This is a genomic window from Bacillus sp. 2D03 (genome assembly GCF_003946765.1).
GTDB lineage: Bacteria > Bacillota > Bacilli > Bacillales > Bacillaceae_G > Bacillus_A > Bacillus_A cereus.
On the sequence record NZ_RPSJ01000006.1, the window covers coordinates 123,694 to 142,957 of the forward strand.

The window sequence follows — 19,264 nt, forward strand, 5'->3', positions numbered from 1 at the left end:
CATGAAAGAATGGGAATAGAGCTGTTTTTGGGCATATTTGGTCAACCGAAGCGAGAGATACAATCGCTTCGGTTTTATTTTTGTCTAGATTGGTGAGAAATGCTGGAAAACCTATTGATTAAAGTTACATATTCGCAATTTGTAGTAAAAAGTTCTTTTTGTATTTGTTTAAAGATTTTAATTTGTTAAAATAGTATAAAAATAGATTAATAAAAAGGGGTGTGTATATGTCAGAAGGGCTTATGAAAATGTGGTTAGCTTTAGGGGCAATTGGATTTATGTTTTTTGCAGTAAGTTTTATTTTATTAAGTAGACATAAAATAAAGAATAAATTTTTGAAAGGGATTACAGCGTTAGTAGCGTACACCCTTATGATTGTGTCAGGAATTGTTATTTTTCTTGTTGTATTTAGTGGACCTGTACAGCAGTAAATGGAATGGTCTCGAAAATACTACATACGGAGCAAGTTAGATTAGTATGAAAAGGTGATGGTAGTGAAAAAATTCCATATTATTTTAATATTTTGTTGTATGAGCCTTTTAACGGGGTGTCTGTATCCGAAAGAAAATATGAAGCAAAATGCGGTTCCTTATGAAGATCAGCTACAGGTTGTTCAAAAAGCTGTTGTGACATTTAAGGAGCAAAATGATGGGATATTGCCAATTAAGACGAGGGATATGAGTACACCTATTTATCAAAAGTATCCAATCGATTTTCAACAGATTGCCCCGCGTTACATACAAGAAGCGCCAGGGAATGCGTATGAAAGTGGAGGAGTATACCAATACGTATTAATAGACGTTGAAACAAATCCAACAGTAAAGTTAATTGATGTTAGGATAGCTGAACAAATTCAGGAACTATCTTTAAAGCTTAGGATGTATCGTGATGAACATCAATATCCACCTTTTAAAAAAGTAATTTCAGATGGTGTATATGAATTGGATTTCAAAAAACTAGGATATAAAGATGTGCCACAAGTGACAAGTCCATATTCTGGTAAAGGACTTCCTTTTGTAATTAATGAAAAAGGAGAAGTTTTTGTTGATTATAGAATCGACTTATATGACGCTTTGAAAAGAAATGAAGGGCAGTTTGCGGAGGGAGAAGATATTCGAAATATACTTTCGAAAGGTTCCCCGTTTGTACCAGCTTATTCTTTACCGTACACAGTAAAGGACGGAGAACCAATTTTTTTAAAATGATAAGTCATGAACCTTTCTTTTAGTGAATAAGTTCTAGAAGAAAGGTTTTTTATGTTATACAACTTACGATGCAAACAAAAGATATTTTTTAATAGTCATATGAAATTGGACAAAATTATATGATATATTGTCCGAACTTCTAGAATACCATTATATTATATCAGATATTATAGGCAACGTTAGAGAAGGTATTAGTTGACTATAAACGCGGAATTATTCCCAAAAATTTTGAGGGAGGGAATCACTTGGAAAAGGTAGATATTTTTAAAGATATTGCAGAACGAACAGGCGGTGATATTTATTTTGGAGTTGTAGGAGCTGTTCGAACAGGGAAATCAACATTCATTAAAAAATTTATGGAACTTGTAGTTATTCCAAATATTGAGAATGAGTCTGACCGTCAAAGAGCGCAGGATGAATTGCCTCAAAGTGCTGCTGGTCGTACAATTATGACGACGGAACCGAAGTTTGTTCCAAACCAAGCGGTTTCTATCGAAGTAGATGAAGGACTTGAAGTGAATATTCGATTAGTAGATTGTGTTGGATATACGGTTCCTGGAGCGAAGGGCTATGAAGATGAGAATGGCCCGCGCATGATTAATACCCCTTGGTATGAAGAACCTATTCCATTCCATGAAGCTGCAGAAATCGGCACGCGTAAAGTAATTCAAGAACATTCAACAATTGGTGTTGTAATTACAACAGATGGAACAATTGGTGAAATTCCAAGAAGAGATTATATAGAGGCAGAAGAACGCGTTGTAAATGAGTTGAAAGAAGTAGGAAAACCTTTCATTATGATAATTAATACGGTACAGCCGTATCATCCAGATACAGAGCAATTACGCCAAAGTTTATCAGAAGAATATGATATCCCGGTTATTGCAATGAGTGTGGAGAGTTTAAGAGAAACAGATGTATATAATGTACTTCGTGAAGCGCTATTTGAATTCCCTGTATTAGAAGTGAATGTGAACCTTCCGAGCTGGGTAATGGTGCTAAATGAAGGGCATTGGTTGCGTCAAAGTTATCAAGAAGCAGTTCAAGAAACTGTGAAGGATATAAAACGTCTTCGTGATGTGGATCGCGTTGTTTGGCAGTTTAGTCAATATGAATTTATTGATCGAGCGAGCCTAGCTGGCATTGATATGGGGCAAGGTGTGGCGGAGATTGATTTATATGCGCCAGATGAATTATATGATCAGATTTTAAAAGAAGTAGTAGGAGTAGAAATTCGAGGGAAAGATCATTTATTAAAGCTTATGCTCGATTTATCTCATGCGAAAATAGAGTACGATCAAGTGGCGGATGCACTGCGTATGGTTAAGCAAACAGGATATGGTGTAGCAGCGCCTGCATTAGCGGATATGAGCTTAGATGAGCCAGAAATTATTCGTCACGGTTCAAGGTTTGGTGTGAAGTTAAAAGCGGTAGCGCCATCTATTCATATGATTAAAGTAGATGTAGAGTCAACGTTTGAGCCGATTATTGGTACTGAAAAGCAAAGTGAAGAATTAGTTCGTTATTTAATGCAAGATTTTGAAGATGACCCGTTATCAATTTGGAATTCTGATATATTTGGACGTTCACTTAGCTCGATTGTTCGAGAAGGAATTCAGGCGAAATTATCTTTAATGCCAGAAAATGCTAGATATAAATTAAAAGAAACGCTAGAAAGAATTATTAATGAAGGATCTGGCGGATTAATTGCGATTATACTATAAGAAAAAATCCCTCTCACTGTAGAGGGATTTTTTGTTTTTTTGATTATAAAATAGAAAAATAAACAGTCATTATCTAATACATTGTTGTAAATTGTCAAGTTTCATCAGATTTTCACATTTTCAGAGTAACAATTTCCTTAAAAATATTGAATTATAAAGGAGAATCGTATAATATAGGCGTTGATAATGATTTATCTACATCTTTGTAGTATAGAATTTGCAAAAATTGCCTACAAATGAAAGTAAGACTCATTTTATGATCATTATACAGTCTTATCTTTGGGAGGAGGTGAATGGCATGAACAAGACAGATTTAATCAATGCTGTTGCAGAAGCAAGTTCCCTTTCTAAAAAGGACGCAACAAAAGCAGTAGACGCTGTTTTTGATTCTATCTTAGAAGCTTTAAAACAAGGTGATAAAGTACAACTGATCGGATTCGGTAACTTCGAAGTTCGTGAGCGTGCGGCTCGTAAAGGTCGTAACCCACAAACAGGTGAGGAGATTGAAATCGCTGCAAGTAAAGTACCTGCATTCAAACCTGGTAAAGCGTTAAAAGATGCGGTTAAATAATCCTTACATATTAACAGGGAAGAAGAGTTTCCTTTTTGGGAACTCTTCTTTTTGCTTTTAAAAACATAAATATGCTAGAATGTGTTCGTATCACTTTTAGGTTTTCGGGAGGGCTAGCGGATGGCAAAAGTTAATTTAGAACAAATTGAACATGCAGTACGCCTTATTTTAGAGGCGATTGGGGATGACCCAAATCGTGAGGGAGTACTTGATACACCAAAGCGTGTTGCAAAAATGTACGCAGAAGTGTTCTCAGGTATGCATGAAGATCCGAAAGAGCATTTGCATAAAGTATTCGGAGAAGATCACGAAGAGCTTGTACTAGTAAAAGATATACCATTTTATTCGATGTGTGAGCATCATTTAGTTCCATTCTATGGAGTTGCTCACGTTGCATATATTCCGCAAGGTGGAAAGGTGACAGGGTTAAGTAAATTAGCTCGTACCGTAGATACAATTGCACGTCGCCCACAACTGCAAGAACGTATTACATCAACAGTAGCGAACTCTATTATGGAAGTACTAGAGCCTCATGGTGTAATGGTAGTAGTAGAAGCAGAACATATGTGTATGACGATGCGTGGTGTAAAAAAACCAGGTGCGAAAACAGTAACGACAGCAGTGCGTGGTGTGCTTGAAAATGATGCTGCAGCGCGCAGTGAAATTTTATCGTTTATTAAAACGAAGTAAAGAAAAGCGGGAAACTGCTTTTCTTTTTTTTTTTAGTAAATAAATGATATAGTTTTAACTAGACAGAGTGAGATTAGAAAGATTGCTTACATGAATGGTAGGTGTAGCCAAGTTTTGGTTATAGAAAATAGAGTGTATGTGTTATAATAAGTTTTATGAATTAGAAAACAAGGGTGATTTTTTGTGTGTGACATCTACGGAGGGTATGCGGGTATAAAAGAAAAATTGATGGAGAAATTACGCCATCCTTACTTTATAAACTATATTGAAGAACCATTTATTGATGAAGAAAAGATAGCATTGTTATATGGTGCTTTAAAGAGTGCAAACTTACATATAGAACAAATTGAGCATTACGTAGTAACAATTATGCTTGTACAAATTGCGCTTGATACGCATGAAAGGGTATCAAATAAAGCAGGCGAGGAAGAGATTGAATTCCATAAATGTCGTCAATTAACAGTACTTGCAGGCGATTACTATAGTGGACTATATTATTATTTATTGTCTATGAATCGTGATATTGTTTTAATTCGTGCACTTGCTGAAGGAATTAAAGAGATAAATGAACACAAAATTATGTTATACCAAAAAGCGCATGAAACGACGGATGACATAATGAAAAGCGTAGTAGCGATTGAGTCTGCGCTCCTTCAAAAAACATGTGATCATTTTCATTTATCACATTGGAAGCCATTTATTACATACGTATTAGGTGGAAATCGCCTTCAAAAAGAAATTCAATTGTATGCTGATAAGCAACATTCACCTGTTTTTCAAGCTATGCAAGATGCTTTAGGGGATAAAGCAGAAGTAGTGATTAATGGTTGGATGAAGGAATTGAGAAAGAAAGAAAAACAATTTTTAGAAAATCACACAGACATAAATGAAATAAATTCTGTGTTAAGGAATAAATAGAAGACATAAGCAATTTTACATTGGAAGAAGGTACGAGCATGCAACAATCAAAAGAAGAAAGAGTACATGACGTATTTGAAAAGATTTCTGATAAATACGATGTGATGAATTCTGTAATTAGTTTTCAAAGACATAAAGCGTGGCGTAAAGAAACGATGCGAATTATGGATGTACAACCAGGTAGTCAAGCGCTTGATGTATGCTGTGGAACCGCAGATTGGACAATTGCGCTAGCTGGAGCCGTAGGTGAACAAGGAAAGGTTGTTGGCTTAGATTTCAGTGAAAATATGTTATCTGTCGGTAAGCAAAAGGTAGAGGCGTTACAATTAAAACAAGTAGAACTTCTACATGGGAATGCAATGGAACTTCCGTTTGAAGATAATACGTTTGATTATGTGACGATTGGGTTTGGTTTACGTAACGTACCGGATTATATGCACGTATTAAAAGAAATGACACGTGTAGTAAAACCAGGTGGAAAAGTAATCTGTTTAGAAACATCTCAACCAACAATGATTGGTTTTCGACAAGGGTATATTTTATACTTTAAATATATCATGCCGTTATTTGGAAAGATGTTTGCGAAAAGTTATAAAGAATATTCATGGCTTCAAGAATCTGCTAGTACGTTCCCAGGGATGAAAGAATTGGCTCAAATGTTTGAGCAAGCTGGACTTGAACGTGTGCAAGTGAAACCATTTACTTTCGGGGTAGCAGCGATGCATTTAGGTATTAAACCAGAATCAAAATAGAAAAAAGAAGTTTTAGGTTAAGGTGAACAATATGAAGTTACAACTTATGTACTCTTTTTTACGATCGGATATTAATGTGATAGAAAAAGAATTAAAAAAGACAGTCGCTTCTGAACAGCCATTAGTAGAAGAGGCAGCATTACAGCTTATTGAAGCTGGTGGGAAACGAATTCGTCCTGTATTTGTGTTGCTTGCAGGGAAATTTGGAGATTATAAGTTAGATGCGATTAAGCATGTTGCTGTTGCGTTAGAACTTATTCATATGGCTTCTCTTGTTCACGATGATGTTATTGATGCTGCATTTTTACGACGCGGCAGTGCGACTGTGAATGCGAAATGGGGAGATCGTATTGCGATGTATACAGGGGACTATCTGTTCGCTAAGTCTCTTGAATGTATAACAAATATCGAAATTCCAGAGGCGCATCAAGCGTTATCACATACTATTTTAGAAGTCTGTAAAGGTGAAATTGAACAAATTAAAGATAAATACAATTATGACCAAAATTTAAGAACGTATTTAAGAAGAATAAAGCGAAAAACAGCATTATTAATTGCCGCGAGTTGTCAATTGGGAGCGATTGCTGCTGGTGCTAATCGTGATACGGTAAATCGTCTATTTTGGTATGGGTATTTTGTAGGGATGTCTTATCAAATTATTGATGACATTTTAGACTTCGTTTCCACAGAAGAGAAACTTGGAAAACCTGCTGGCGGAGATTTACTACAAGGGAATATTACACTTCCTGCTTTATATGCGATGGAAGATCCAGTACTTCGTCAGAAAATCACATCTGTACATGAAAATTCAACAGCAAGTGAAATGCAAGAAATTATTGATGCTGTAAAAAATAGTACAGCAATTGATCAAGCATTTGCGTTTAGTGAACGTTATTTACATAAAGCTTTAGAAATAATAAAACCACTTCCACGTGGAAAAGCAAAGTACGCATTACAAAATGTTGCAAAGTATATTGGAAAACGAAAATTTTAATGTTTATTCTAAAAAATAAAATAATCTCTCTATTTCAAAACTATTGCACAATTGTGATAAGGGTGATAATATGTGTGTGGGGATATACAATTACATACATAATTCAGAAGTGGAGAGATTTTTTATGGAAAAAACATTTCTAATGGTAAAACCAGACGGTGTACAACGTGCCTTCATTGGGGAAATTGTAGCTCGTTTTGAGAAAAAAGGCTTTCAATTAGTTGGTGCAAAATTAATGCAAGTCACTCCGGAAATTGCTGGACAACACTACGCTGAGCATAAGGAAAAACCTTTCTTTGGTGAGTTAGTAGACTTTATTACATCTGGACCTGTGTTCGCAATGGTATGGCAAGGTGAAGGTGTAGTAGATACAGCGCGTAACATGATGGGGAAAACAAGACCACATGAAGCAGCTCCTGGAACAATTCGTGGAGATTTCGGTGTAACTGTTGCGAAAAACATTATCCATGGTTCTGATTCTTTAGAAAGCGCAGAGCGCGAGATTGCTATTTTCTTTAAAGAAGAAGAATTAGTTGACTACTCAAAATTAATGAATGAATGGATTTACTAATTATTTTGAAATAATTTGTAAACGCTTTAATCACTGTGATAATAGTAAAAAGTGCAAGGAGAATAGGGGTATTCTTCTTGCACTTTTTTTATTTTCAGTTAGTTACGAAGTTTGAGCTGTTATGATATGTTGATATTTAAATTAGGCCTATCGGAAATATAGAATAAGAAAATGGTCGATTTATGATATAATTTCTTTAATATTTTTAGAATGATAAAAGTTAATATAGTGAGATAAATACATATACGAAAAGAGGAATAACGTATGCGATATATTACAGCTGGTGAATCTCATGGTCCACAACTTACAACGATTATAGAAGGTGTTCCGGCAGGATTGTCTTTAGTAGCAGATGATATAAACGAAGAGTTAGCTAGAAGGCAAAAGGGATATGGGCGCGGTAGACGCATGCAAATTGAAACGGATCAAGTGCAAATTTTAAGTGGTGTTAGACATGGAGAAACATTAGGTTCCCCTATTGCACTTGTTGTTGAAAATCGTGATTTTGCACACTGGACAAAAATTATGGGGGCGGAGCCTTTAACTGAGCAAGAAGAAAAAGAGATGAAAAGGAAAGTGACAAAACCAAGGCCTGGGCATGCTGATTTAAATGGTGCGATTAAATATGGTCATAGAGATATGAGGAATGTACTGGAACGCTCGTCAGCGCGCGAAACGACGGTGCGTGTTGCTGCTGGTGCGGTTGCTAAAAAGGTGTTAGCAGAACTTGGTATTAAAGTGGCGGGCCATGTAATTGAAATTGGCGGTGTACAAGCTAAGGAGATTACGTATAGTTCAATTGAAGAATTAAAGAGTATTACAGAAGCATCTCCTGTACGTTGCTTAGATGAAGAAGCTGGTAACCAAATGATGAAAGCAATTGATGATGCGAAAGCAAATGGTGATTCAATCGGTGGAATCGTTGAAGTAATTGTGGAAGGGATGCCAATTGGAGTAGGTAGCTACGTGCATTATGATCGAAAACTGGATGCGAAATTAGCAGCTGCAATTATGAGTATTAATGCTTTTAAAGGTGTCGAGATTGGAATTGGTTTTGAAGCAGCGCATAGACCAGGAAGTGAAGTTCATGATGAAATTCTGTGGGATGAGGAGCATGGATATACACGAAGAACAAATAATGCAGGTGGACTAGAAGGCGGTATGACGACTGGAATGCCAATTGTTGTGCGCGGTGTGATGAAACCGATACCTACACTTTATAAACCTCTTCAAAGTGTAGATATTGATACGAAAGAGCCTTTTACAGCGAGCATTGAACGTTCAGATAGTTGTGCAGTGCCAGCAGCTAGTGTCGTTGCAGAAGCGGTTGTGGCTTGGGAATTAGCGACAGCTTTAATAGAACAATTCGGATTAGATCGTATGGAACTAATTCGTGAAAATATTGAGAAACATAATGAATATGCGAGGGGATTTTAATGGGAAACATACATATTCAAACGAAATCAAAAGAATATGATGTACATGTTGGTAAAGAAGCGTTGTCAAACTTAACAACGATCGTTCAAAATATGCAGCCAGCGGTATCTAACGTAATGATCATTTCAGATGAAGCTGTTGCATCACTACATTTACAGACAGTTATCGATGCATTACAAGTAGAGCAGCACGTGTTTTCGTTTGTTGTACCAAGTGGCGAAAAGGAGAAGTCTTTCGAAAATTTCTATGCGGCTCATACGTCAGCTCTTGAAAATAAATTAGATAGAAATTCTTTAATTCTTGCACTTGGAGGCGGAATGATTGGAGATTTAGCTGGTTTTGTTGCTGCATCGTTTATGCGTGGTATTCGCTTTGTGCAGGTTCCGACAACTTTATTAGCGCACGATAGCGCAGTGGGTGGGAAAGTCGCGATTAACCATCCGTTAGGTAAAAATATGATTGGTGCATTCCATCAGCCAGAAGCAGTTGTATATCATACACCGTTTTTACAGTCTCTTCCTGAAAAAGAGTGGCGTTCAGGTTATGCAGAGGTGATAAAGCATGCTCTTATCGGTGATGTGGAGCTATACCATTGGTTAAAAGAAGAAGTGCAAACATTAGCGGATCTTCATGATGAGAAGTTAATCCATATATTAACGAAGGCGATTCCTGTAAAGGCAAATGTTGTGTCACAAGATGAAACAGAGAAGGGTGTACGTGCTCATTTGAACTTTGGACATACGTTAGGACATGCTCTTGAAAAAGAGCTAGGGTATGGAAATATTACTCACGGTGACGGTGTAGCGGTTGGAATGTTATTCGCCATATTTTTAAGTGAGCAAGTGTACAAGGTTGATCTTGCTTATGAAGATATGAAGCAGTGGTTCTTGAAATACGGCTATCCAAAAATGCCAAGAGATTTGAATGTAGAGCGCCTCGTTCAATTGATGAAACAAGATAAGAAAGCAAATGCAGGAGCAATTCATATGGTGCTTATGCAGGAATATGGGGTAGTGAATGTCGTATCTATTTCAGATGAGACTGTTCATATTGCGTTAGAGGCATTTCAAAAAGATATGGTTTAAAATGATAGCGAAGTGCTGTGAAGTGCTCATTTAGAGGTATTCTCGTAATAGTGACGGTTATGACAAAAGATTACAGTAAGGGGCTATAACCGTATTGTAATCAAATTGAATGAAATGACTGGGGGAAGAAAAATGAGAGTGAAAGAGCAATTGTTAACTTTGAGAGCGTATGTGCCTGGGAAAAACATTGAAGAAGTAAAAAGAGAATATGGTTTATCAAAAATTGTGAAATTAGCATCCAACGAAAATCCATTCGGTTGTTCAGCACGTGTGACAGAAGCATTAACTTCTTTAGCGAGCCAATATGCCCTTTATCCAGATGGATATGCCTTTGAACTTCGGACAAAAGTAGCGGAACATTTAGGTGTAAAAGCAGAACAACTACTATTTGGTAGTGGATTAGATGAAGTCATTCAAATGATTAGCCGAGCGTTACTACATGAAGGAACAAACGTTGTAATGGCGAATCCTACGTTTTCACAATATCATCACCATGCTGTTATTGAAGGAGCAGAAGTTCGTGAAGTATCACTTAAAGATGGTATTCACGATTTAGATGCAATGCTAGAGCAAGTAGATGAGAAAACGAAAATTGTATGGATTTGTAATCCGAATAATCCAACAGGTACATATGTTGAGAAACAAAAATTACTTTCATTTTTAGAATCAGTTCCTAAGTCGGCTCTCGTTATTATGGACGAAGCATATTATGAATACGCGGAAGCAGAAGACTATCCGCAAACATTACCACTTCTTGAAAAGTATGAAAATCTTATGGTTTTACGCACGTTTTCAAAAGCATATGGTTTAGCTGCTTTTCGTATCGGATATGCGATTGGGGATGCGAAGTTAATCGGACAGTTAGAAGTAGCTAGGTTACCATTCAATACATCAACTGTAGCCCAATCTGTAGCACTCGCTGCATTAGAAGATCAAGCCTTTTTACAAGATTGTGTGCAAAAGAATGCTGAAGGTTTAAATCAGTATTATGCATTTTGTAAAGAATATAACGTATTCTATTATCCATCTCAAACAAATTTCATTTTCTTAAAACTCGGTATACCAGGTAATGAAGCTTTCGAACGATTAATGAAAAAAGGATATATCGTTCGTTCTGGTGCTGCATTTGGTATCGATGATGGTATTCGTATTACTGTCGGTTTGAAGGAAGAAAATGATGAAATTATAGAGTTGCTGAAAGAGCTTGTAAATGAGCAAGTACAGAAAGAAGAAACATATTCTTAAGAGATTGTGAAGGCTCCTAGTATAGGAGCCTTTTTTATCGCATTCAAAATAAAGGTTGAAGACTGCTAATTAAGTTATTCTGTAAACCACGGTTTGTATGGCTCGATAATTAGTGAGAGAAGTTATTTGCACGGTCATAAAAGAAAGCGGTACAATAGAATATGATGGTAAGGTATCGGTGTCATATCCGAACCTTTTGAACAATTAACTACTCTATAAGAAGAAGTATAAGAAGAAGCATGCTCATTCTAAAGGTTGCGTTCTAACAGTGAGTTGCTTATGATAAATGAACAGAAGAGAATATTTTTTAGAATTAAAGGAGACGTTTATGCAAAAGTTTGAACAAGCTGTTTCATATATTGAAAATGGTGAAGCGGAAAAAGGATTACAATTATTAAAAGAACAATTAAAAATTGCGAATGATGAAGAGAAGTATGATATCGCTCGTTACTATCATACGCTTGGATTTACAGATGAGGCATTAGCAATTACTGAAGACTTACGTTTACTGTATCCAGAAGAAAGTGAATTCACTGTATTTTTAGCAGAATTATATATTGATCTAGATAAAGAAGATGAAGCGATTGAAGTGCTTCATGATATTCCAGAAAATGACGATTTATATGTTCAATCGTTATTACTTGTTGCAGATTTATTCCAAATGCAAGGTTTTGATGATGTAGCAGAGCAAAAACTATTAAAGGCGAAAGAAATGATGCCTGATGAACCTGTTATTACGTTTGGGTTAGCAGAATTATATAGTAGTAAAGGTGAAGAACAAAAGGCAATTACTTATTATGAATCGCTATTAGCGGAACATAAAGTAATGGGTGGTGTTGTGATCGCACTTCGCCTCGCAGAAACGTTAAGCGCGATCGGAAACTGGGAAGAAGCGATTTCTTATTATGAAGCAGGCCTAGAGGAACAAAAAGATATTCACTCATTATTTGGATATGCCTTTACATTATACCAAGGTGAAGAATATCAGAGAGCAATTGGTGCTTGGCAAGAACTAAAAGAATTAGACCCTGAGTACGCATCACTGTACATGTATTTAGCGAAAAGCTATGAAAAAGAAGGAATGCTTCAAGAAAGCTATGAAACGCTTCATGAAGGAATTAAAGTAGATGAGCTTTCAGTTCCATTTTATGTAGAGTTAGCGAACATTGCGGCGAAATTAGGAAAAATAGTAGAAGCAGAGGAAGTTCTTCAAAAAGCGCTTGAGTTAGATCCAGGGCATTTAGGTGCAACATTAAAATATGCATATATCTTAAAAGAACAAGAAAAGTACGAAGAGTTAATTGCAATTGTAGAGCGTGCTATTGATAGTGGAGAACCAGATACACAACTACTTTGGGATCTTGCGTATGCAAAAAAACAATTAGAAATGTATTCGGATGCATTAAAACACTATGAAAGTGCATATACTTCTTTTAAGAATCATCCAGACTTCTTAGAAGAGTACGGTTATTTCTTATTGGAAGAAGGAAAACGAAAAGAGGCGAAAGAAGTATTTACCCAGTTATTACAACTAGACCCGACACAAATTCATATTGAAGAGTTGTTATATAATTTAGAGGATTTTTCATAAGTTGGAAGGAAACTGAATGCCGCTTCTTGAATCTAAAAAGAAAAGAGAAAGACAGAGGAGGGACTTAATTGCTATGAATACCCCTGTTTCTGTAAACGAGAAGAAGGATTTTGTAAAATGGTTTTTGAATAATTACCAACTGAAACAGCGTGAATGTGTATGGATTCTGAATTATTTAATGAGTCACGACCAATTGATGCATAAAGTCCACTTCGTAGAGCATGCAAAATATTGTCCGCGTGGCTTAGTGATGTCAGCGAATTGTGTGAAAGACACACCGTTTCACTTTTTTAAACAAAATGTTATGACAACAGATGCTGAAAAATCGTTTCATGATATTCGTTTAAATCGAGATGAGGATATTTATATTCAACTCAACTTTAAATCATCGTTTCAAAATGCGAATTATGTAGCTGTATTAGAAGAAAACCCATATCTACCAAAGCATATTGAAGTAAATGAAAAAGATCGTTTACTTGCAGAAAGGTTTTTGGAAGAAAGTGTATTTTCGTTTAGGAGAGAACGCCTTTTGAAACAAATTGATGAAGCGTTAGATAAGCAAGATAAGGAAGCGTTTCATAGATTAACGGCAGAGTTAAAGACTTTATAGAATTTATTTGGATTAATTAATTTTTACAAATTTCAGACTTTTATCAAGAAAAACTACCTATATTGGGTAGTTTTTCTTTTTTTACCTCTTTTAGTGTGGTTTAATATATATAAAGTGAAAGTTCTGTCATTTGTAAGTGAAGGAGGGAAGGGATTTGAAGTGGATTGTAAAAGATGTAGAACAGTTTGAACAAGCAAGAGAGTATGTTGATACAGGAGTAATACCGCTGTTATCAATTTCGGCAGCAAAAGAAATGAAAATGGTTGTAGAACAAGGCGAATTTATCGAATTGTTGAGCACGGAATTGGAAAGAGAGTATAAAGGAAGAGTGCTTTTACTGCCTGCGTTTACGTATTTGGTAGAAAGTCAAAAGAATGAAAAAGGTCGTTTGCAAGAATGGACAAATCATTTACGAAGTGAAGGTTTTAAGCATATTGCTTATGTTACAAGTGATTTTTCATGGAAAGAGGATATGCAAGAGTTACAGGGAGATTTATTTTGGTTTCCTTCATTAGCGTTAGAACAATTTAGTGATCAAGCAAAAAGAGAAGTTATTCATGCGCATATAAAAAATATAATGGTGATGTTGGAAGAGAAATGGGGAAACTCGCAATAAACAGAAAGTTCTTATTATTATGAGTAGTATGATATTGACCTGTGCATGAGCGTATTATATCATGATAGTGTCCTAGTTTTTATTTTTTATATAATTTATCACGAGGGGACAATTTCTGATAGAGGGGGGAAATTTTCGTGAGCGACAAAGAACATCGCGTGTCAAGAAGACAATTTTTAAATTACACACTCACAGGGGTAGGAGGCTTTATGGCTGCCGGTATTTTAATGCCGATGACGCGATTTGCGCTTGATCCGGTGTTAAGAAAAGAAGCGGGAACAGATATGGTTGCTGTTGCGCAAGTAAAGGATATTACAACAGAGCCGAAGCGTTTCGATTTTAAAGTGAAGCAGGTTGATGGTTGGTACAAGTCTGAAGAACCAAAATCGGCTTGGGTTCATAAAGATGAAAGCGGAGACATTGTTGCGTTCTCTCCAGTATGTAAACATTTAGGATGTACAGTTAACTGGAATTCGGACAAAGCACATCCGAATCAATTCTTTTGCCCATGTCACGGGGGGCGTTATACAAAAGATGGGATTAACATTAAAGGTACGCCACCCCTTGCTCCGCTTGATGTGTACGAGTCTAAAGTGAAAGATGGAACGCTGTATCTAGGAAAAGCGAAGCCAAGAGGGGGTGCAAAGTAGATGTTAAATAAAATTTATGATTGGGTGGATGAAAGATTGGATATTACACCAATATGGCGTGATATCGCTGATCATGAAGTACCTGAACATGTAAACCCGGCACATCACTTCTCTGCATTCGTCTATTGCTTTGGAGGACTTACCTTTTTCGTTACTGTAATTCAAATTTTATCTGGAATGTTTTTGACGATGTATTATGTGCCTGATATTAAAAATGCTTGGGAATCAGTTTACTATTTACAAAATGAAGTTGCTTATGGGCAAATTGTTCGTGGTATGCACCACTGGGGTGCTAGTCTCGTAATTGTAATGATGTTTTTACATACACTCAGAGTTTTCTTCCAAGGTGCGTATAAAAAGCCCCGTGAGTTAAACTGGATTGTTGGTGTTCTTATTTTCTTTGTTATGTTAGGTCTTGGTTTTACCGGATATTTATTGCCGTGGGATATGAAAGCTTTATTTGCTACAAAAGTAGGGATTCAAATTGCAGAGCAAACACCGCTCATTGGTCCTTATATTAAAACATTACTCGCTGGTCATTCCGAAATTGTTGGCGCTCAAACATTAACTCGCTTCTTTGCTATTCACGTCTTCTTCTTACCAGCAGCACTTCTAGGTTTAATGGCCTTCCACTTCATCATGATTCGCAAACAAGGTATTTCCGGTCCACTATAAGAGATTGCTAAATTAAAGGGGAAAGAACAAAAGGAGGGAGATTATGCATCGCGGCAAAGGGATGAAGTTTGTAGGAGATTCTCGGGTACCAGTAGCTCGGAAACCAAATATTCCAAAAGACTATTCTGAATACCCAGGGAAAACAGAAGCATTTTGGCCGAACTTCTTGTTAAAAGAATGGATGGTTGGTGCAGTTTTTTTAATCGGTTATTTATGTTTAACAGTGGCGCATCCGTCGCCGCTTGAGAGAATGGCGGACCCAACTGATGCTGGATATATACCACTTCCAGATTGGTATTTCTTATTCTTGTATCAGTTATTAAAGTATTCTTATGCTTCCGGTTCATTTACTGTAATTGGAGCATTTATTATGCCAGGGATTGCGTTTGGAGCATTACTGTTAGCTCCATTTCTTGATCGAGGTCCAGAAAGACGTCCATTGAAGCGTCCTGTGGCAACTGGATTTATGCTTTTAGCAATTGCATCGATTATTTTTTTAACTTGGGAATCTGTAGCACACCACGACTGGGAAGCTGCAAAAAAACAAGGAGCAATTGTAAAAACAGCGCCAGTTGATAAAAATGATGATGGCTATAAATTAATGCAAAAAAATACTTGTTTAACATGTCATGGTGACAATTTACAGGGCGGGGCAGCAGCACCGGCACTGCAAAACTTAACTTTAAAGCCAGAAGAAATTGCTAAAATTGCGAAAGAGGGAAAAGGTTCAATGCCTAAAGGTGTATTTAAAGGTACGGATGAGGAACTGAAGAAGCTTTCGGAATTCGTTGCAAAGTATAATAAAAAATAATAAAAAGCTGACTACAAAATTTGTAGTCAGCTTTTCTATTTAGTTGGATGAAGTTTGTTATAATAGAGTAGGATTTAATGAATGAATTACTTTGCTTGAAAGGTGTTGGACATACGGATTGGTGTACTTGTATGCAATGTTAAGACAACGCTCGGTATTATTATTTTTATTAATTGTTAACATATTAGGTACAATTTACGGATTTATATGGTACGGAAATCAATTGAAAGAAACGTCACCTATATTTTGGCCGTTTGTACCAGATAGTCCTATGGCGAGTCTCTTTTTTGTCTTTGTTTTAATTGCTTTTTTGGCAAAGAGAAACTGGGGATTAATAGAAGCGTTAGCGATTGTAACTTTAATAAAATATGGTATTTGGGCTGTTGTTGTAAACGGGATTATGATTTACGTAAAAGGGCCTATTGGCCTTATGGGCTACATGTTAATGCTTTCGCACTTTGCGATGGCAGTACAAGGATTTTTATATGCTCCATTCTATCGTATAAAAAAATGGCATTTTATAGTAGCAGCTGTGTGGACGTTGCATAACGATGCAATTGATTATTTATTTTGGCAAATGCCGCGATATGGAATTATGCATTTGTTTGTAGAGGAAATTGGTTATTTTACGTTTTGGTTAAGTATTGCTGTACTATGTATTACATATTATTGTTGCTTACGTGAGCAAAGGAAACAATTTTCTTTATGATGGTTAGAACATTTAGGGGGAGAACATGGAGAAAAATAAGAGTGGTACAAAAATATTGGATCGATTGATTACTTTAGTTGTTTCATATAGCATAGCATTTTCTATTTTTGCACTCGCAACAACGGCAGTTGTGTATGGAAAATGGCTGTATTATTTTGAAATTGATTTTTTAAATATTCCTGATTTAGCGGATATGACGAAGGATGAAATTAAAAGAAATTACGATGTGCTTATTACATATTTATCCCCGTTTTATGACGGAGCATTACATTTGCCAACATTAGATATGTCCACAAATGGCCGTATTCATTTTGTAGATGTTAAAAATATTTTAGTAAAGATTCAATATGTGATGTATGCGACAATTATGATTGCAGTGATAGGCGGAATTTATTTATTAAAAAAGAAAAATGAAAAGTTTTTACTGCATGGATCGATTTTAACAATCATTTTTCCGATAGCGCTTATGTTACCAATTGCTATTAATTTTGAAAAGAGTTTTGTATTATTCCATAAACTTTTATTTAGTAATGATTATTGGGTTTTTGATCCTGAAAAAGATCCAATTATATTAATGTTACCAGAAGAGTTCTTTATGCATGCTGCGTGTGCTATTTTATTATTCATTTTAGGTGGTAGTATACTTTGTTACAGTTTATATCGATATTTCGTAAAAAAGAAAAGGATGTCACAGAAAAAATTCTCTGCTTAAAGAGAATTTTTTTCTTTGTAAAATGATAATATATTTTTCGGTCTAGTTCTGTTCTATTCTTGTCCAAATTAACATATTTTGTACTAGTAGTTATAGGGGGGACCGGGATGAAGAGAACATTAATTGGATTGATAGCATTTCTAATTATAATGTTTCCGTTACGTATATATGCTGAAGAGTGGAATGAGCTAACAGGGTTGTTAGACGACTCGTTACAGTTAGTGAAGCGTAATGAAGATGAAAAAGCGGTACAAGTATTACAACATTTCTCGGAGCAATTTTTAATAAAGGGGAATGAAAAGAAGCAGGAAGTAACACCAGATCAAGTTAGAGTTATTTCTTTAGCTTACGATAAGGCGCAACAATCGCTCTCTGAAGAAGGTTTAGGTAAGCAAGCTAAAATTGATAATGTGCTGGCATTACAACTTGCTGTTGATGCACAAGTATCGAAATATCAACCACTTTGGATGGAAAGAGAAAGGAAAGTAATGGATGCCTTTTCTCAAATGGAAAAAGCGATGGAAAAAGAAGATGCTGGGCAGTTTCAACAAACGTTAAATACGTTTTTAAATGAATTCAATATTATTTATCCAAGCTTAATGATTGCTTTGCCAGAAAACGAGGTTCAGCGTGTAAATGTTCATTTATCTTATTTAGATGAATTTCGTAACGTTATGTTAAAAACGAAAGGCGGCCAAATGCAATTAGGGATTATTAAAGGGGATTTGCAAAAGATATTTCACACAGTAAAAAAAGATGAAATTGCACCCTCTCTCATTTGGTTTATGACAATTACTGGGGGACTTATTTTATTCACATTAACTTATGTTGGATGGAGAAAGTATAAAGGAGAGAGAGAAAAAAGAAAAAGTAATGTACATTCTAAAAATAGATAATGCAATAAATAAAGATATGGATTGTAAGGTTTATTCATTGACAATAGTGGCAGAAGAAAATAGAATGAGAAGTACTATAATTAAAACTTCAATGGAGGTTCATGATGTTTTATTTAATTTACTTCGCGATCATAATGATCATACCGTTGTATGCACAGTCAAGAGTACGTAGTGCCTATAGCAAGTATTCACAAGTTTATTCAACATCAGGTATGACAGGAGCGGAAGTGGCTCGAAAAATTTTAGATGAAAATGGATTATACAACGTAGCTGTAGAAGAAACACCAGGTCATTTATCAGACCATTATGATCCAACCGCTAAGACGGTTCGATTATCAACAGATAACTATTATGGACATTCAGTTGCTGGTACAGCAGTTGCAGCACACGAAGTAGGACACGCAATTCAAGATGCAAAAGATTATAAATTTATGCGCGTTCGTCATTCGTTAGTGCCAGTTGCAAACTTTGGTTCGAATATGTCTTGGATTTTCGTCCTAATCGGTATATTTGCACAAATGTCTGGTTTGTTGTTATTAGGTATCATTTTAATGGCAGCAGGTGTTGTGTTCCAGCTCGTTACATTGCCAGTTGAGTTTGATGCGTCAAAGCGCGCAATGCAACAAATTGAAGCGTTAGGTATTGTATCAACAGATGAATATGGGCAAGCTCGTAAAGTATTAAATGCGGCAGCATTAACATATGTAGCAGCTGCAGCTGTAGCGGTATTTGAATTATTACGTCTCGTATTAATGTATACTGGTATGCAGCGTAGCGACGACTAAAGACTATCAATTTTGAT

At 36.0% G+C, this 19,264-nt stretch carries 22 protein-coding genes; all 22 read left to right on the forward strand.

Annotated features, from left to right (window positions below; genetic code table 11):
- Positions 1-227 precede the first annotated feature (227 nt).
- Positions 228-431, forward strand: coding sequence for a DUF2768 domain-containing protein (locus EBQ15_RS15345; RefSeq protein WP_001289004.1), 204 nt, complete (start codon positions 228-230; stop codon positions 429-431).
- 63 nt (positions 432-494) lie between these two features.
- Entirely contained in the window at positions 495-1,205 is a 711-nt protein-coding gene (locus EBQ15_RS15350; protein ID WP_000713405.1) for a hypothetical protein, read from the forward strand.
- Between the two features lie 245 nt (positions 1,206-1,450).
- Positions 1,451-2,929 (forward strand): stage IV sporulation protein A, encoded by a 1,479-nt coding sequence (gene spoIVA / locus EBQ15_RS15355; RefSeq protein WP_000416519.1) that lies wholly within the window; start codon positions 1,451-1,453, stop codon positions 2,927-2,929.
- Positions 2,930-3,227: 298 nt separating this feature from the next.
- A complete protein-coding gene (locus EBQ15_RS15360) occupies positions 3,228-3,500 on the forward strand; it encodes an HU family DNA-binding protein (protein WP_001043860.1) in 273 nt (90 codons plus the stop codon).
- A 120-nt stretch (positions 3,501-3,620) separates the two neighbouring features.
- Complete coding sequence (folE, locus tag EBQ15_RS15365; RefSeq protein WP_001151482.1) at positions 3,621-4,190, forward strand: GTP cyclohydrolase I FolE; 570 nt, start codon at positions 3,621-3,623, stop codon at positions 4,188-4,190.
- A 183-nt stretch (positions 4,191-4,373) separates the two neighbouring features.
- A complete protein-coding gene (locus EBQ15_RS15370; RefSeq protein WP_000332850.1) occupies positions 4,374-5,108 on the forward strand; it encodes a heptaprenyl diphosphate synthase component 1 in 735 nt (244 codons plus the stop codon).
- A gap of 38 nt (positions 5,109-5,146) precedes the next feature.
- The gene (gene menG, locus EBQ15_RS15375) at positions 5,147-5,860 is read left to right on the forward strand and encodes a 2-heptaprenyl-1,4-naphthoquinone methyltransferase (protein ID WP_001187674.1); all 714 of its coding nucleotides are present in this window, start codon (positions 5,147-5,149) and stop codon (positions 5,858-5,860) included.
- A 31-nt stretch (positions 5,861-5,891) separates the two neighbouring features.
- Complete coding sequence (hepT, locus tag EBQ15_RS15380; RefSeq protein WP_000776077.1) at positions 5,892-6,854, forward strand: heptaprenyl diphosphate synthase component II; 963 nt, start codon at positions 5,892-5,894, stop codon at positions 6,852-6,854.
- A 124-nt stretch (positions 6,855-6,978) separates the two neighbouring features.
- Positions 6,979-7,425, forward strand: coding sequence for a nucleoside-diphosphate kinase (gene ndk / locus EBQ15_RS15385; protein ID WP_000415883.1), 447 nt, complete (start codon positions 6,979-6,981; stop codon positions 7,423-7,425).
- Between the two features lie 264 nt (positions 7,426-7,689).
- Positions 7,690-8,862 (forward strand): chorismate synthase, encoded by a 1,173-nt coding sequence (aroC, locus tag EBQ15_RS15390; RefSeq protein WP_001269386.1) that lies wholly within the window; start codon positions 7,690-7,692, stop codon positions 8,860-8,862.
- Positions 8,862-9,947 (forward strand): 3-dehydroquinate synthase, encoded by a 1,086-nt coding sequence (gene aroB / locus EBQ15_RS15395; protein WP_000526812.1) that lies wholly within the window; start codon positions 8,862-8,864, stop codon positions 9,945-9,947. Before aroC ends, aroB begins: the two co-directional genes overlap by 1 nt.
- A 132-nt stretch (positions 9,948-10,079) precedes the next feature.
- Complete coding sequence (gene hisC, locus EBQ15_RS15400) at positions 10,080-11,192, forward strand: histidinol-phosphate transaminase (RefSeq protein ID WP_001264023.1); 1,113 nt, start codon at positions 10,080-10,082, stop codon at positions 11,190-11,192.
- A gap of 328 nt (positions 11,193-11,520) precedes the next feature.
- A complete protein-coding gene (locus tag EBQ15_RS15405) occupies positions 11,521-12,783 on the forward strand; it encodes a tetratricopeptide repeat protein (protein WP_001168671.1) in 1,263 nt (420 codons plus the stop codon).
- Positions 12,784-12,856: 73 nt separating this feature from the next.
- Positions 12,857-13,393: a ReoY family proteolytic degradation factor gene (locus tag EBQ15_RS15410; RefSeq protein ID WP_001095925.1), complete on the forward strand. Its 537-nt coding sequence runs from the start codon at positions 12,857-12,859 to the stop codon at positions 13,391-13,393.
- Positions 13,394-13,547: 154 nt separating this feature from the next.
- A complete protein-coding gene (locus EBQ15_RS15415; RefSeq protein WP_000871314.1) occupies positions 13,548-14,009 on the forward strand; it encodes a YpiF family protein in 462 nt (153 codons plus the stop codon).
- A 137-nt stretch (positions 14,010-14,146) separates the two neighbouring features.
- On the forward strand, positions 14,147-14,659 hold the full coding sequence (gene qcrA, locus EBQ15_RS15420) for a menaquinol-cytochrome c reductase iron-sulfur subunit (RefSeq protein WP_001280593.1): 513 nt from the start codon (positions 14,147-14,149) through the stop codon (positions 14,657-14,659).
- Positions 14,660-15,334 carry a menaquinol-cytochrome c reductase cytochrome b subunit gene (gene qcrB, locus EBQ15_RS15425; protein ID WP_000932700.1) on the forward strand — a complete coding sequence of 225 codons (675 nt, stop codon included), beginning with the start codon at positions 14,660-14,662 and terminating at the stop codon, positions 15,332-15,334.
- A 43-nt stretch (positions 15,335-15,377) separates the two neighbouring features.
- Positions 15,378-16,145 carry a menaquinol-cytochrome c reductase cytochrome b/c subunit gene (gene qcrC, locus EBQ15_RS15430; RefSeq protein WP_000554603.1) on the forward strand — a complete coding sequence of 256 codons (768 nt, stop codon included), beginning with the start codon at positions 15,378-15,380 and terminating at the stop codon, positions 16,143-16,145.
- A gap of 118 nt (positions 16,146-16,263) precedes the next feature.
- On the forward strand, positions 16,264-16,854 hold the full coding sequence (lhaT, locus tag EBQ15_RS15435; protein ID WP_025967075.1) for a lipoprotein heptaprenylglyceryl N-acetyltransferase LhaT: 591 nt from the start codon (positions 16,264-16,266) through the stop codon (positions 16,852-16,854).
- 25 nt (positions 16,855-16,879) lie between these two features.
- A complete protein-coding gene (gene lit / locus EBQ15_RS15440; RefSeq protein WP_000414377.1) occupies positions 16,880-17,566 on the forward strand; it encodes a lipoprotein intramolecular transacylase Lit in 687 nt (228 codons plus the stop codon).
- 107 nt (positions 17,567-17,673) lie between these two features.
- Positions 17,674-18,462 carry a sporulation protein YpjB gene (ypjB, locus tag EBQ15_RS15445; protein WP_000831584.1) on the forward strand — a complete coding sequence of 263 codons (789 nt, stop codon included), beginning with the start codon at positions 17,674-17,676 and terminating at the stop codon, positions 18,460-18,462.
- A 101-nt stretch (positions 18,463-18,563) separates the two neighbouring features.
- Positions 18,564-19,247: a zinc metallopeptidase gene (locus EBQ15_RS15450; protein WP_058839490.1), complete on the forward strand. Its 684-nt coding sequence runs from the start codon at positions 18,564-18,566 to the stop codon at positions 19,245-19,247.
- Positions 19,248-19,264 lie beyond the last annotated feature (17 nt).